Annotated in this window: 13 protein-coding genes; 6 read left to right on the top strand and 7 right to left on the bottom strand. The window is 61.1% G+C overall.

What is annotated here, in order from left to right:
• The first annotated feature begins 30 nt into the window (after positions 1 to 30).
• Genes GGD53_RS04985 through GGD53_RS04995 form a run of 3 tightly spaced genes read left to right on the top strand, consistent with a single transcriptional unit; the run spans position 31 to position 2,551 of the window.
• Positions 31 to 654, top strand: coding sequence for a DUF1285 domain-containing protein (locus GGD53_RS04985; RefSeq protein ID WP_184454119.1), 624 nt, complete (start codon positions 31 to 33; stop codon positions 652 to 654).
• The gene (locus GGD53_RS04990; protein WP_184454121.1) at positions 651 to 1,301 is read left to right on the top strand and encodes a CoA pyrophosphatase; all 651 of its coding nucleotides are present in this window, start codon (positions 651 to 653) and stop codon (positions 1,299 to 1,301) included. Before GGD53_RS04985 ends, GGD53_RS04990 begins: the two co-directional genes overlap by 4 nt.
• Positions 1,298 to 2,551: a CCA tRNA nucleotidyltransferase gene (locus GGD53_RS04995; protein ID WP_184454123.1), complete on the top strand. Its 1,254-nt coding sequence runs from the start codon at positions 1,298 to 1,300 to the stop codon at positions 2,549 to 2,551. Before GGD53_RS04990 ends, GGD53_RS04995 begins: the two co-directional genes overlap by 4 nt.
• Positions 2,552 to 2,623: 72 nt before the next feature.
• Here the strand turns inward: GGD53_RS04995 and GGD53_RS05000 are convergent, their stop codons facing one another.
• From GGD53_RS05000 to hemF, 3 genes are all read right to left on the bottom strand, one after another.
• Positions 2,624 to 2,809: a DUF1059 domain-containing protein gene (locus GGD53_RS05000; protein WP_064806262.1), complete on the bottom strand. Its 186-nt coding sequence runs from the start codon at positions 2,807 to 2,809 to the stop codon at positions 2,624 to 2,626.
• A 113-nt stretch (positions 2,810 to 2,922) separates the two neighbouring features.
• Positions 2,923 to 3,186, bottom strand: a complete 264-nt coding sequence (locus GGD53_RS05005; RefSeq protein ID WP_184454125.1) for a hypothetical protein — start codon at positions 3,184 to 3,186, stop codon at positions 2,923 to 2,925.
• A 102-nt stretch (positions 3,187 to 3,288) separates the two neighbouring features.
• Positions 3,289 to 4,200 (bottom strand): oxygen-dependent coproporphyrinogen oxidase, encoded by a 912-nt coding sequence (gene hemF / locus GGD53_RS05010; RefSeq protein WP_184454127.1) that lies wholly within the window; start codon positions 4,198 to 4,200, stop codon positions 3,289 to 3,291.
• A gap of 167 nt (positions 4,201 to 4,367) precedes the next feature.
• Between hemF and GGD53_RS05015 the strand changes: the two genes are divergently transcribed.
• A complete protein-coding gene (locus GGD53_RS05015; protein ID WP_064804101.1) occupies positions 4,368 to 4,628 on the top strand; it encodes a hypothetical protein in 261 nt (86 codons plus the stop codon).
• Positions 4,629 to 4,631: 3 nt separating this feature from the next.
• Here GGD53_RS05015 and GGD53_RS05020 read toward each other — a convergent pair whose 3' ends face one another.
• On the bottom strand, positions 4,632 to 6,278 hold the full coding sequence (locus GGD53_RS05020; protein ID WP_184454130.1) for a Na/Pi cotransporter family protein: 1,647 nt from the start codon (positions 6,276 to 6,278) through the stop codon (positions 4,632 to 4,634).
• A 198-nt stretch (positions 6,279 to 6,476) separates the two neighbouring features.
• Entirely contained in the window at positions 6,477 to 6,938 is a 462-nt protein-coding gene (locus GGD53_RS05025) for a tRNA (cytidine(34)-2'-O)-methyltransferase (protein WP_184454132.1), read from the bottom strand.
• 384 nt (positions 6,939 to 7,322) lie between these two features.
• Between GGD53_RS05025 and GGD53_RS05030 the strand changes: the two genes are divergently transcribed.
• Complete coding sequence (locus GGD53_RS05030) at positions 7,323 to 9,179, top strand: ABC transporter ATP-binding protein (RefSeq protein WP_184454134.1); 1,857 nt, start codon at positions 7,323 to 7,325, stop codon at positions 9,177 to 9,179.
• Positions 9,180 to 9,261: 82 nt separating this feature from the next.
• Here GGD53_RS05030 and GGD53_RS05035 read toward each other — a convergent pair whose 3' ends face one another.
• Positions 9,262 to 9,492: a CopG family transcriptional regulator gene (locus GGD53_RS05035; protein WP_184454136.1), complete on the bottom strand. Its 231-nt coding sequence runs from the start codon at positions 9,490 to 9,492 to the stop codon at positions 9,262 to 9,264.
• 161 nt (positions 9,493 to 9,653) lie between these two features.
• Here GGD53_RS05035 and GGD53_RS05040 point away from each other — a divergent pair, with 161 nt between their 5' ends.
• Positions 9,654 to 11,567: an ABC transporter ATP-binding protein gene (locus tag GGD53_RS05040; protein ID WP_184454138.1), complete on the top strand. Its 1,914-nt coding sequence runs from the start codon at positions 9,654 to 9,656 to the stop codon at positions 11,565 to 11,567.
• Here the strand turns inward: GGD53_RS05040 and GGD53_RS05045 are convergent.
• Positions 11,523 to 12,455, bottom strand: a complete 933-nt coding sequence (locus tag GGD53_RS05045; protein WP_184454140.1) for an endonuclease/exonuclease/phosphatase family protein — start codon at positions 12,453 to 12,455, stop codon at positions 11,523 to 11,525. The genes GGD53_RS05040 and GGD53_RS05045 overlap by 45 nt on opposite strands.
• Between the last annotated feature and the right edge of the window lie 285 nt (positions 12,456 to 12,740).

The raw sequence follows: 12,740 nt of genomic DNA on the forward strand, positions 1-12,740 counted from the left end.
ACTTCGTTAAGGACAAACCGGGACGGAAGAATGGCAGCCGAAGAAATCAGCGGACAGGCGGATGCGGCGGGGCTTGCCGCGCTCATCTCGCGCGCGTCTGCCGAAAACAGCGGTAAAAAACGCGGGCTACCACCGGTCGAGCGGTGGAATCCGCCTTTCTGCGGTGATATCGACATGGAGATCAGGGCCGACGGCACCTGGTTCTACATGGGTACGCCGATCGGCCGACCGGCGCTGGTGCGGCTGTTTTCGACGGTCCTGCGCAAAGACGAGGACGAAAAGACTTATCTCGTAACTCCTGTGGAAAAGGTCGGGATCAGGGTCATCGACGCGCCGTTCATCGCTGTGGAGATGAGCGTGACTGTGCGCGAGGGCCGCCAGGTGCTCACATTCCGCACCAATGTCGGTGATGTCGTCGAGGCGGGAGGAGAGCATCGGCTGCGCTTTGCAATTGCGGGCGGCAATGCCGAATTGAAACCCTATCTGCATGTGCGCGGGCGGCTGGAGGCGCTGGTGTCACGCGCGGTGATGTATGAACTGGTCGCGCTCGGCGAGACGCTCGAGGTGGAGGGGCAGGCGATGTTTGCCGTTCGCTCCGCCGGAGGGGTCTTCCCCGTCATGCCGGCCGATGAACTGGATGCGCTTAGCCGATGAACGATGCGATCACCCAACGTTATCCGCTGTTCTCAGCAGCCGAATTCCGCCGCCGCGCGCTCAACCAGAACGGCGGGCCGGTGGATCATGCCTGGCGCGATCACGGCGACCATGTCCTCAATCCTGATATCGTGGAGGAGGTGGCGACCTTCAAGCTGCGCGACGCCGCGGTGCTCGTGCCTGTCGTCGACGATGGCCAGGAAGCGCGTGTGATTTTCACCAAGCGCACGACGACGCTGCGCAAACATTCCGGCCAGATCGCCTTTCCCGGCGGCTCGATCGATCCGGCCGATATCTCGCCCGAAATGGCGGCGATCCGCGAGACGGAGGAGGAGATCGGCCTGGCCGGTTCCTTCGTCGAGACGGTCGGCAGGCTGCCGAACTATCTCGCCTCGACCGGTTTCCGCATTACTCCCGTACTCGGCGTCGTCAAGCGGGGTTTCGCGTTGAGGCTCAATCCGGCCGAGGTGGACGACGTGTTCGAGGTGCCGCTTTCCTTCCTGATGAATCCGGCCAATCACCGCCGCGACAGGCGCGTCATCGACGGCATCGACCGGCATTTCTACCGCATGCCCTATGAAACCAGGATGATCTGGGGCATCACCGCCGGCATCGTCCGCACGCTCTACGAAAGGCTTTATGCATGACCGGCATTGCCGACCAAGCATGGTTCCGCGACCCGGCTCTCGGCCGGGTCCTTGCGCTTACCAATGCCGATGCGGGGGAAGGGCGAGTGGTCGGCGGCGCGGTGCGCAACAGCCTGATGGGCCTGCCGGTCAGTGATATCGACATCGCCACCACGCTGAGGCCTGAGATCGTCATGGAGCGGGCGGTGGCGGCCGGCATCAAGGCGGTGCCGACAGGACTGCAGCACGGCACGGTGACGCTCGTCATCGATGGCAAGCCTTTCGAGGTGACGACGCTGCGTACCGACGTGGAAACCGATGGGCGCCACGCCAAGGTCGCTTTCAGCACCGACTGGAAGGCCGATGCCGAACGGCGAGATCTGACAATCAACGCGCTCTATGCCGATGCCGAGGGCGAAGTGGTTGATCTCGTCGGCGGACTTGCCGATATCGAAACGCGCAACATCCGCTTCATCGGCGATGCGGCAAGGCGTATTGCCGAGGACCATCTGCGCATTCTGCGCTTCTTCCGTTTTTTTGCCTATTACGGCTCCGGGCGGCCCGATGCGGAGGGCTTGAAGGCCTGTGCGGCGGCGCGGTCGAAACTCAAGACGCTGTCGGCCGAACGCGTCTGGTCGGAGCTCAGAAAACTGCTCGGTGCTGCCGATCCCGGCCGGGCACTTCTCTGGATGCGGCAGGTGGCGGTGTTGACGGAAATTCTGCCGGAATCGGAACGTTGGGGGATCGATGCCATCCCTTCGCTTGTCGCCACCGAGAAGGCGCTCGGCTGGACGCCTGATCCGCTGCTGCGCCTTATGGCCATCGTGCCGCCCGATGCGGCGCGGTTGGAGGCGCTTGCGGCCCGGCTGAAACTCTCCAATGCGGAAGCGGCCACTCTCAAGGCCTGGGCGATGGCGGCGCCGATCAACGATGAAATCTCGCCGGCTGCTTTCGAACGGCTGCTTTACCGTAACGGCCTCGACGGCATCGTGACCCGACTGAAGCTTGCCCTTGCCGTTGCACGCGGCAAGGCTGAGGGCGATCTTGGCGAAATGGCGCGTTCGGCGCGGCTCGGCAAGCTCATGGATCAGGCCGCGAACTGGAAGAAGCCGCAGTTTCCTCTGAATGGCGGCGACGTGCTTGCGGCGGGCGTCGCATCCGGCCCTCGCGTCGGCGAACTGCTTGCGGTGCTGGAAAATCAGTGGGTGGAGGAAAATTTCATCTCGGATCGGACGGCGCTGCTCGCCCGGCTGCAGGAACGCGCGCAATAGTCGACATCGCGTCGCATCGGATGGATGCGGGCGCGGCTTCGATCGTTGTTGCCAGCACTCGGTGACCGGCCGTCAGGCGGCGGTGGCTTCGTCGCGGATGCGTGCCTTGATGTTATCAACCATGTTTTCGCGTATGATCGTTTCACCGTGAGCAGTCTTCAGGTGCTCGACTGCGCGGCGAACCACCTCTGCGTCATTATCCGCCCGGGTGTGCCAGGCACAGCCGGGAACGAGCGTGCCGCATTCGAAAAGTCGCATGGTTTTCTCCTCTGTCTGGGACGCAACGGCCATCGCGCTTTCACGCGATTGATGAAATGTACGTGCGAAGAGAAGGTTCCGGTCGGCAGGAGGTGGCGACCGGACAAGGCGGTTCAGTCGGGCATTGCCCAAGCTTTGTAGGTTTCCGAGAGATGGCCGGGCGTGTTGCTGTTGGCTGCGTCATTCTGCAGATCCTCCGGCGACTTTCCGCCGGCCAGCTGCAGCTTGACCTGCTCGATGAAGCAGCACAGCGGCAGATCGGAGCCACTCTTGGCCCGCAGTTTCTCGGCAATGCGGATCAGGAACTCGGGTGTGTCGATGGCACGGAATGTTTCCTGGGCATCCGTGGACGCAGGCGAGCCGCTTTTTGTCGTCATGACAATCCTCCTCCGATTGTTACGCACGTACATATAAAGTTAGGACTCACTGAATTTTTATGAAGGTCCCTCAGCTCGAATTATCGATGAGATTTTACAGTCTCACGGCCAGCGCACGACAGGCGGCAACGACGAGAGAATGGATTCCACGTTGCCGCCGGTCTTCAGGCCGAAGATCGTGCCGCGATCATACAGCAGATTGAATTCGACGTAACGGCCTCGGCGGATCAACTGTTCGTCACGATCGGCTTCCGTCCATGGCTTGTTGAAGTTGGAGCGAACGATCTTCGGATAGACCATGGCGAAAGCCCTGCCGACATCGCGCGTGAAGGCGAAATCGGCGTCCCAGCCGCCGGCTTCCTCGCTCGAATGCAGCCAGTCATAGAAGATGCCGCCGATGCCGCGGGGCTCGTTGCGGTGCTTCAGGAAGAAGTAGTCGTCGCACCAGGCCTTGTAGGCGCCGTAATCGGCGACGGCGTGATTGCGGCAGGCGATCTCCATGGCCTTGTGGAAGAGCTGGCTGTCCTCGTCCTCCTGGGTGCGGCGGCGCGACAGCACCGGCGTCAGATCGGCGCCACCCCCGAACCAGCGGCTTGTCGTGACCACCATGCGCGTGTTCATATGGACAGCCGGAACGTTGGGGTTGACGGGATGGGCGATCAGCGAGATGCCCGAGGCCCAGAAGCGCGGGTCGTCCTTGGCGCCCGGTATCTGCGCCCGGAACTCCGGAGAGAATTCGCCATGGACCGTTGATGTATGGACACCGACCTTTTCAAAGACGCGGCCTTCCATCATCGACATGCGGCCACCGCCGCCGGCGCCTTCTTCACGCGACCACTCCTTGGCGACGAAGCGGCCTGGCTCATGATCGGAGAGGGGGCCTTGCAACTCGTCTTCGAGAGCTTCGAAGGAGGCGCAGATCGTATCGCGCAGCCCTTCGAACCAGTTGCGGGCGGCCGTCTTCTTCTCTTCGATATTCTCAGGCAAGCCGATTGGCAGTTCCGGTCTTTCCATGTCACGCCTCCGCGGCCGGCATCCGTTGAGGATGCGACTCGCTCATTCCTTGTTACCCGCCACATCTAGCAGGCGACGCCGCCCCTCGCCAAGCTGCGGCCAAGGCATCGAGATTCGACTCGCAAAACAAGGGTTTCGATACTATCTTTTCGACAGAGGTAGGGTTGATGGCAAAAATTCCAGGACCTCCGTCCTTCGACGGTCTGAAACGCAGAATGGCGAGACACCGGGCGGAAAATCCTGCCCGTAAGAAAGACCATTTCGTGCGTGAGACATATTGCCTCGGCCTCCTCGACGCCCGCGCCAAGGCGCGCGAATGGTTCGACGAATATCCGAAAGCCGCCTATTGGACCGAGGTGGAAAGCTGGCGTCAGCTCGACGGTGACCAAATCGAATTCACCATGCGCCGCCTGCCTTCGGCCGACTGACCGTCACTCCGCGACGGCGCGCACGCGGCTTTCGATCAGAAGGCCGCTTTCATCCAGGATCGGATGCGCCACCGAGACGATGTGTGCGTTGATCCTCTTCAGGTCACGCAGCATATCGAGATGCAGCGAGCTTGTCTGCAGACTGTCGGCGCGTCCGTCACGCAGGCGCTCCAGATGGTGTTCGGCCGACTGTTTCTCCATGCGCCGGACCTCCACCTTCGTCTCCATCATCTGACGCGCAAGATTGAAATCGCGAGTGACGAAGATCGTCTGGGCGACACGGAGATTGTCGATCGTCAGGTCGAACAGCTTACGCAATTCCTGATGACCGTCGTCGGAAAACCTCAGCCCGAGCGAGATCTTCTTCGATACCTGCTCCAGCAAGCCTTTCTCGATGATATCGCCCATATGTTCGAGATTGATGGCATAATCGATGACGACGATCGAGCGGCGGGCGTTTTCGTCGCTGAGCCCCTCGCGGCCGAGCTTCGAGAGATAAACCTTCACCGCCTGCTGCAGCTTGTCGACGCGCTCTTCGAGGGTCGCGATCTCGGAAAGCTTGGAAGAGTCATTGCCTTCGAAGGCCTCGGAGACCCGGATCAGCATGCGCTCGATGAGATCGCCGATGCCGAGCACTTCGCGGGTAGCGCTGGTTAGAGCAATGACGGGCGTCGAAAGCTCATGGGCGTCCAGATATTTGGGCGCGGTGTCCGGCTCGGCCTGATCCGGAACCAGACGGGTCATCAGCGTGGCGAGCGGTCGGGAGAAGGGCCAGGCGAGGGCGGCGAGCAGAACGTTGAAGAGCAGATGCGCGTCGACGGGCAGCTTTGACGGTCCGAAGGGCAGCATCTGGATGAATTCCGCGCCGTAGCCGGCGAGCGGTAAGGCGATGATGCAGCCGAGCGTACGGACAGCAAGGTTGCCGAACGTGACGCGTCGCGCCGAAACCGGCCCGGACATCGTCGCGACGACAGGGGGTATTGCGCCGCCGAGATTGGCGCCGAGCACGAGCACGATCACGAGTTCGGCTGAGATCAAGCCGGCCGAGGCGAGCGACAGGATGAGCACCACAACCGCCAGGCTGGACGATGAGACGAAGGCGAGCGCTGCCGAGAAGAGGAGCGCCACCGGCAAAGCGCCATCCAGCAGGCTGATGAAAGCGGCGAGAGCGGGTGAGGCGCGCATCGGCTCCGTCGCAAGGCTCAGGAGATTCAGCGACAACAGCATCAGGCCGATGCCGATCAGCGCTGCGCCGCCGCCCTGGCGGGTGCTGGAGCGGCCGCGGTAAAGCACGATGCCGGAGAGGATCAGGAGTGGGGAGAGCCATTCGATTCCAGTCGCGACGATCCAGGCGGTAATGGCGGTGCCGACATTGGCGCCGAGGAGGATGATCTGCGCCATGCGCGGTCTTATCAGATCACGTTCGACGAAAGAGGCGGTCATCAGCGCCGTTGCCGTGGAGCTCTGCAGCGCGATGGTCGCCACCAGCCCGGACAGGAACGATCGAAGGCCGCCGCGCGTACCGGTCGCCAGACCGGTTCTCAGCCGGGCGCCGAAGGCCCTGGATACGCCGTCCTTCACCTGCGCGAGACCGAATAGCAGCAGCGCCACGGCTCCGAACAGGTTGATCATGATGATCATGGAATCCATTCTTTTATCTATTCTGCTTTCGTCGGTTTGGAGGGGTATTGGCCTGAGGACTCATCTTCCCAAGCTATTGAAATAGTGCAAATCCCTCGATGTTTTTGATTGCCCGGCTAATAAATATACGCGGCTTTGAAGGATTGACAATGTCGATTTCCGACACTTCAGCAATATATCAGGCAATCTTTCCCAAGCCGGCGATGATCAAGTCCAGCCGGTCTGCCGCATCGCCTCGCCGACGATCATGGCTGCCGAAATTGCGACATTGATCGAGCGCTGGCCCTCGACCATCGGGATGAGGATACGGGCGTCGGCTCTTTCGTGCACGTGATCCGGCACGCCGGCGCTTTCGCGTCCGAAAAGCAGCACATCGTCCGGCCGGAAGGCGAAGTTGGTATAGCGATCGGCAGCCTTGGTCGAGGCGAGGATCAGGCGACGGCCGGTCGTGGCGCGCCACGCCTCGAAGCGATCCCAGCTGACATGGCGGGTCAGAGCGGCGGCGGCGATATAATCCATGCCCGATCGTTTCAGGTTACGGTCGGAGACGTCGAAGCCGGCGGGCTCGATCAGATCGACGGCGAAGCCGAGGCAGGCGGCAAGGCGCAGGATCGTGCCGGTATTGCCGGGGATGTCCGGCTGGTAGAGTGCCAGTCTGAGGTTCGTCATTCAGGCGCCGCCCCTTCGTTTCGACGCAGGAGGCCTAATACAACTGTGATTTTGGCGCAACAGGGCGCAGTTTGGCCAAGAAACGTTCTAATCGCGCCAGTTCAGGGCTGGAAATTTCGCAGTTTTCGCGTTATGCATGCACGTCTTCGAACGCCAGCAAGGGAGGGCCTCATGAATATTTTGCTCATTATGCGCTTTCCCGCCGTGATGCCGATCAAGGCGACATGGCGCCGCTAGAGCGGGCTTCTTTCTAAAACTTCCCTTTTGATCCATTGCGCGGCTGATTCAGCCTCGCCCCTTGAATGTCCGGTTCCCATATGTGCTTGCATGGCGCCGAGATGGCGCGAAGCCAGGAGCCGGAACGTGATGTTTCGGAGCAATTTCATGTTTGGCTGGTTCGAACAGCGACTCAATCCCTTTCCGAGCGAGGAGCCCGTTGCGCCCCCGAAAGGTCTCTTTGCCTTCTGCTGGCATTATAGCAAGCCGGCAGCACCCTGGCTCGGCCTGATGGCCGTGCTGACGTCGCTGATCGCCGTCGGCGAAGTGGCGCTCTTCCAGTTCCTCGGCGACATCGTCGACTGGCTGACCAATGCCGATCGCGCCACTTTCCTGCAGACTGAAGGCCACAAGCTGTTCTGGATGGCGGCGCTGGTGCTTGTGGGCCTGCCGCTGGCGGCTGGGCTCGATTCCCTCATCATGCATCAGATGCTGCTCGGCAATTATCCGATGATGGCGCGCTGGCAGATGCACCGCTTCCTGCTGCGCCACAGCATGACGTTCTTCGCCAACGAATTTGCCGGGCGCGTCGCGACCAAGGTGATGCAGACCTCGCTTGCCGTGCGCGAAACGGTCATGAAGATCCTCGACGTCTTCGTCTATGTCGTCAGCTATTTCCTGACGATGATCATCGTGATTGCGGCGGCCGACTGGCGGCTGATGATCCCGATCCTCGTCTGGCTCTCCGTCTATGTCAGCATCGTCTCTTATTTCGTGCCGCGGCTTCGCAAGATTGCGGCGACGCAGGCGGATGCGCGCTCGATGATGACGGGGCGCGTGGTCGACAGCTATACGAATATCGCCACCGTCAAGCTTTTCTCGCATGCGGGCCGTGAGGAGGTCTATGCGAGGGAGGGCATGGACGAGTTCCTGCAAACCGTGCACAAGCAGATGCGCAAAGTGACGCTCTTCCACATCAGCGTCTATCTCAACAACTGCGTCGCGCTCTTCGTCGTCTCGGGCTTGTCGATCTGGTTTTGGTTGAACGGGGCGATCTCGGTCGGCGCGATCGCCATCGCCATCGGTCTTGCCATGCGCGTCAACGGCATGTCGCAATGGATCATGTGGGAAGTCTCGGCGCTGTTCGAGAACATCGGCACGGTCTATGACGGCATGGAAATGATGAGCAAGCAGCACGACATCGTCGACAAGCCGAATGCGCCTGACATGACGGCGAAGAAGGGGGCGATCCATTACGATCGCATCCGCTTCCACTACGGCAAGGGCAAAGACGTCATCGACAATCTGTCGCTCGACATCAAGGCCGGCGAGAAGGTGGGTCTGGTTGGTCGTTCCGGCGCCGGCAAGACGACGCTGATGAACCTGCTGCTGCGCTTCTATGACCTGGAGGCCGGCCGCATTACCATCGACGGGCAGGATATATCAGGCGTCTCGCAGGAAAGCCTGCGCTCGCTGATCGGCGTGGTGACGCAGGACACGTCGCTGCTGCACCGCTCGATCCGCGACAACATCGCCTATGGCCGGCCGGAGGCGAGCGACGCCGAAGTGATCGAAGCCGCCAAACGCGCCAACGCCTGGGAGTTCATCGAAGGGCTAGTCGACATGCAGGGCCGCCAGGGGCTCGACGCACAGGTGGGCGAACGCGGGGTCAAGCTGTCCGGTGGTCAGCGGCAGCGGATCGCCATCGCCCGCGTCTTTCTGAAGGACGCGCCGATCCTGGTGCTCGACGAGGCGACCTCGGCACTCGATTCCGAAGTCGAGGCGGCGATCCAGGAAAATCTGTTCGCCCTGATGGAAGGCAAGACGGTGATCGCGATCGCCCACCGGCTTTCGACGCTGACGGAGATGGACCGGCTGATCGTGCTCGACAAGGGCCGGATCATCGAGGCCGGCTCGCACGGGGAACTGATCGAAAATGGCGGCATCTATGCCGACCTCTGGAACCGCCAGTCCGGCGGCTTCCTCTCCGATCACGCCGAGGAGGCGGAAGAGGCCGCGGAATAAAAATCGACCCTCCCGGCGTGAGCGGGGAGGGCATTTTCATGATTGCGATGATTTGACCGGCTGCGGTCGGGCCGGCGTGCTTTCAAAGACTGTCGGCCCAGTCGATCACGCGGTCATGTTCGACGACAACGATGGTGTTGGCGGCTGCGATCGTGCGCAGTGCCACGATGCGGCGGCGTTCCTCGCTGTCGAGCCAGGCGGCGATAGCCTTGATGACGATCTCGTCGCGCGGCAGCGCCAGGTCGAGAGCCAGGGCATCCAACCTTTCTGCAAGCGGAAGCGGAATATGCGCATCGAGCATTTTCGTTTCCATGACCTTCTCTCCAGTGAAGCGCGATCCTATCGTCAGATTGTGACGGGCTCGGGGGCAATCAATGGCGATGCCGCCGATGTTATCGTTTATTACCAAAATATTAGGTTGCGTCCGCTTTCCATTCCCTTTGCCGCCACCCTCAATCCGCCTATATCGCTTCCATGTTCCTGCGACCCGTCTTCCGCCTGTTCGAAACCTGGATCGATCCATTCCGTCCGCGCGACAACTTGCAGCCGCCGCGTGCGACGCTCGGTTTCATCTGGTTCTACATCGGCCAGGCGAAGACGCCGTTCATCGCCATGCTCATTCTCGGCGGCACGTCGGCAGCAATCGAGGCGGCACTCTTCTGGTTCGTCGGACGCCTCGTCGATATTCTCGCCAGCATTAAGCCCGGCGTCGGCTGGAGCGGTCTTCTCGCGGCTCATGGCGGCGAGCTGTTCGGCATGCTCGCTCTCATCGGGCTCGTGCGCTTCGTCGTCGCCTTCATGATTGCCCTCGTCGATCAGCAGGTGATCACGCCGGGCTTCTACAATCTAGCACGTTGGCAATCTTATCTCCACGTCTCAAGGCAATCATTGTCGTTCTTTCAGAGCGATTTCTCCGGGCGTATCGTCACCAAGGTCTGGTCTGCCGGCCAGGCAACCGGCGATCTCGTCACGTCGCTGATGGAAAGTGTCTGGTTCGTTGGAATTTATGCGGTAACGACGCTGGTGCTCGTCGCCCGACTGGACTTTACACTCGCCGCCGTCGTGCTGTTCTGGCTCGGCGCCTTCAGCCTGCTTGCCCGCCACTTCGTCCCGCGGATCCGCCATCACTCCCGCGAAACGGCGGAGGCCGGGTCGATGCTGAACGGCCGGATGGTCGACTCCTATAGTAATATGCAGACGCATAAGCTGTTCGCACGCGATGAAGAGAGCGACCGCTACATGCGCCAAGGTTTCGATATCTATCAGGACACGGTGCTGCGCTTCACGCGGTTCATCACCGGTGTGCGGGCATCCATGGCGCTGCTCTCCGGCCTGATGATCGTGACGATGGCGGGCTTGAGCGTCGATCTCTGGCTGCGCGGCTTGATCAGTTCCGGCGCGGTGGCATTTTCGCTGGCGCTGGTGCTCCGGCTGAATTTCCTGCTCGGCAGGCTGATGACGCAGTTCAACGGCATCATGCGCAATCTCGGCACCATCCAGAATTCTGCGGAACTGATTTCCCAGCCGCTCGGGCTCGTCGATCGGCACGATGCGACGAGCCTGGTGATCCGCCATCCCAGCATTCGCTTCGACAATGTCTCCTTCCACTACGGCAAGGGTCAGCAGCCCGTCGTCGAGAATTTCTCCCTGACCATCCGCCCGGGCGAGAAGGTGGGGATTGTCGGGCGTTCGGGCGCCGGCAAATCAACGCTGGTGAACCTGCTGCTGCGTCTCTATGACATCCAGGACGGCCGCATCCTGGTCGACGGCCAGGATATATCGGCGGTGACCCAGGAATCGCTCAGGATGCAGATCGGCGTCGTCAGCCAGGATACGTCGCTGCTGCATCGTTCCGTGCGCGACAATATCCTCTTCGGACGGCCGGATGCCGGCGAGGAGCGGCTGGTCGAGGCGGCCCGACGCGCCGAGGCCATCGACTTCATTGCCCGCCTGCAGGATCAGCAGGGCCGCAGAGGTTTCGATGCGCATGTCGGCGAACGCGGCGTCAAACTGTCGGGCGGGCAGCGGCAGCGCATCGCCATCGCGCGAGTCATGCTGAAGGACGCGCCGATCCTGGTTCTCGACGAAGCGACGTCGGCGCTCGATTCGGAAGTGGAGGAAGCGATCCAGTCCAATCTCCATCGGATCATGGAGGGCAAGACAGTGCTCGCGATCGCCCATCGGCTGTCGACGATCGCCGCGCTCGACCGGCTGATTGTCGTCGATCTCGGCCGGATCATCGAGGAGGGCAGCCACGACGAGCTGCTTCGCCGCGGCGGTCTCTATGCCGAGCTTTGGACTCGTCAATCCGGCGGCTTCCTCGCGGCCGACGAGGATGCAGACTCAAGGATCGAGGACGAATTCCGCCACGAGGCCAAAATGGTTTGATCCGAAACTGTTCTCGATGCGGCGGACCGATTTCAGCCGCAGGGGCGCTTTGCTGAAGACGTGATCGATCGAAATGCCGAAGGGGCCGGCGGCGATCGGCCATGTCGCAGGCTCCAGCGATGCTGTGCCCAAGCCCTGGCTGCGCATGAGATACTGCACATCCGGCGCCAGAATCGACGTATTGAAATCACCGGCAAGCACGAGTGGTCCCGGCAGCGAAGGGATAATCTCGGCGAGATCTTCGACTTCCAGGCCGTGGAATTCGTCATAATAAGGTTTGGTCAGGTGCGCGGCGAGGAAGTTGACCTTCTGGCCGTCAAAATCGATCGTCGAGATCGTCAGGCGGTTGCGCCACAGCAGGCCAAGGCTGCGGATGCGAGGTTCGATCAGCGGGCGCTTCGACAGGACGAGCGTATCGCATTGCTCCATGCCGACGCCGCAGCCGACATAATAGGGGTAGGTCTTCAGCAGTCGCGGCAATTCGGACAAAACCGGTTCGGCTTCGAGGATGTTGACGACGTCGGCCCCCGAGCCGATCGCCATGTCGGCGATATCAGCGCCATTTGCGAAATTGTCGTTCTCTATATTAAAGGACATCAGCTTGAAGAGAGCAGGGCGGCTCTCGTCTACCGCAGGCTCGACGAATTCACGCGTCATCACGATGCCGTGGACGACGAGAACCATCGATGCGCCGAGTGTCAGCAGCGCGTACCAATGCCGCTTGAAGAGGAGGGCTATGCCGGAGGCCACTGCTGCGGCCGCCGCCAGATGGATCTGGAAGCTGTAAAAAAGAGAAAGCAGATAGAAATCTTTGACATAGCGCAGCGAGATAATGGCGATGACGAGAGTTGTGAGAACGCTCATTACGCAAAAGATCGTGTCTCTCATCCGCTCGGGTCCGGCTGGCTGGCATCGTTGCGGTTGCGCCTAACACGGCGGCTTTTTTGTTGCAATGCAACATAGGGGCAAGCGGGGGTTTGCCGTAAAAAATTCATCTGAAATTTCCCGCGACATTGTGCCCTCATCCCCTTGTCAAGGCTGGACATAACTTGCGATCAAGCTTAGAACGCGCCGGATTGCCGGGGAATCTATGGCCGAAATGTGTCCAGATCGATTCGCCAGCAGAGGGGGCGGGGCGGAATTCCGCGATAATTGCGCAGAGGATGGTTAAGC

The sequence above is a fragment of the Rhizobium aethiopicum genome (assembly GCF_014197535.1).
GTDB classification, from domain to species: domain Bacteria; phylum Pseudomonadota; class Alphaproteobacteria; order Rhizobiales; family Rhizobiaceae; genus Rhizobium; species Rhizobium aethiopicum_A.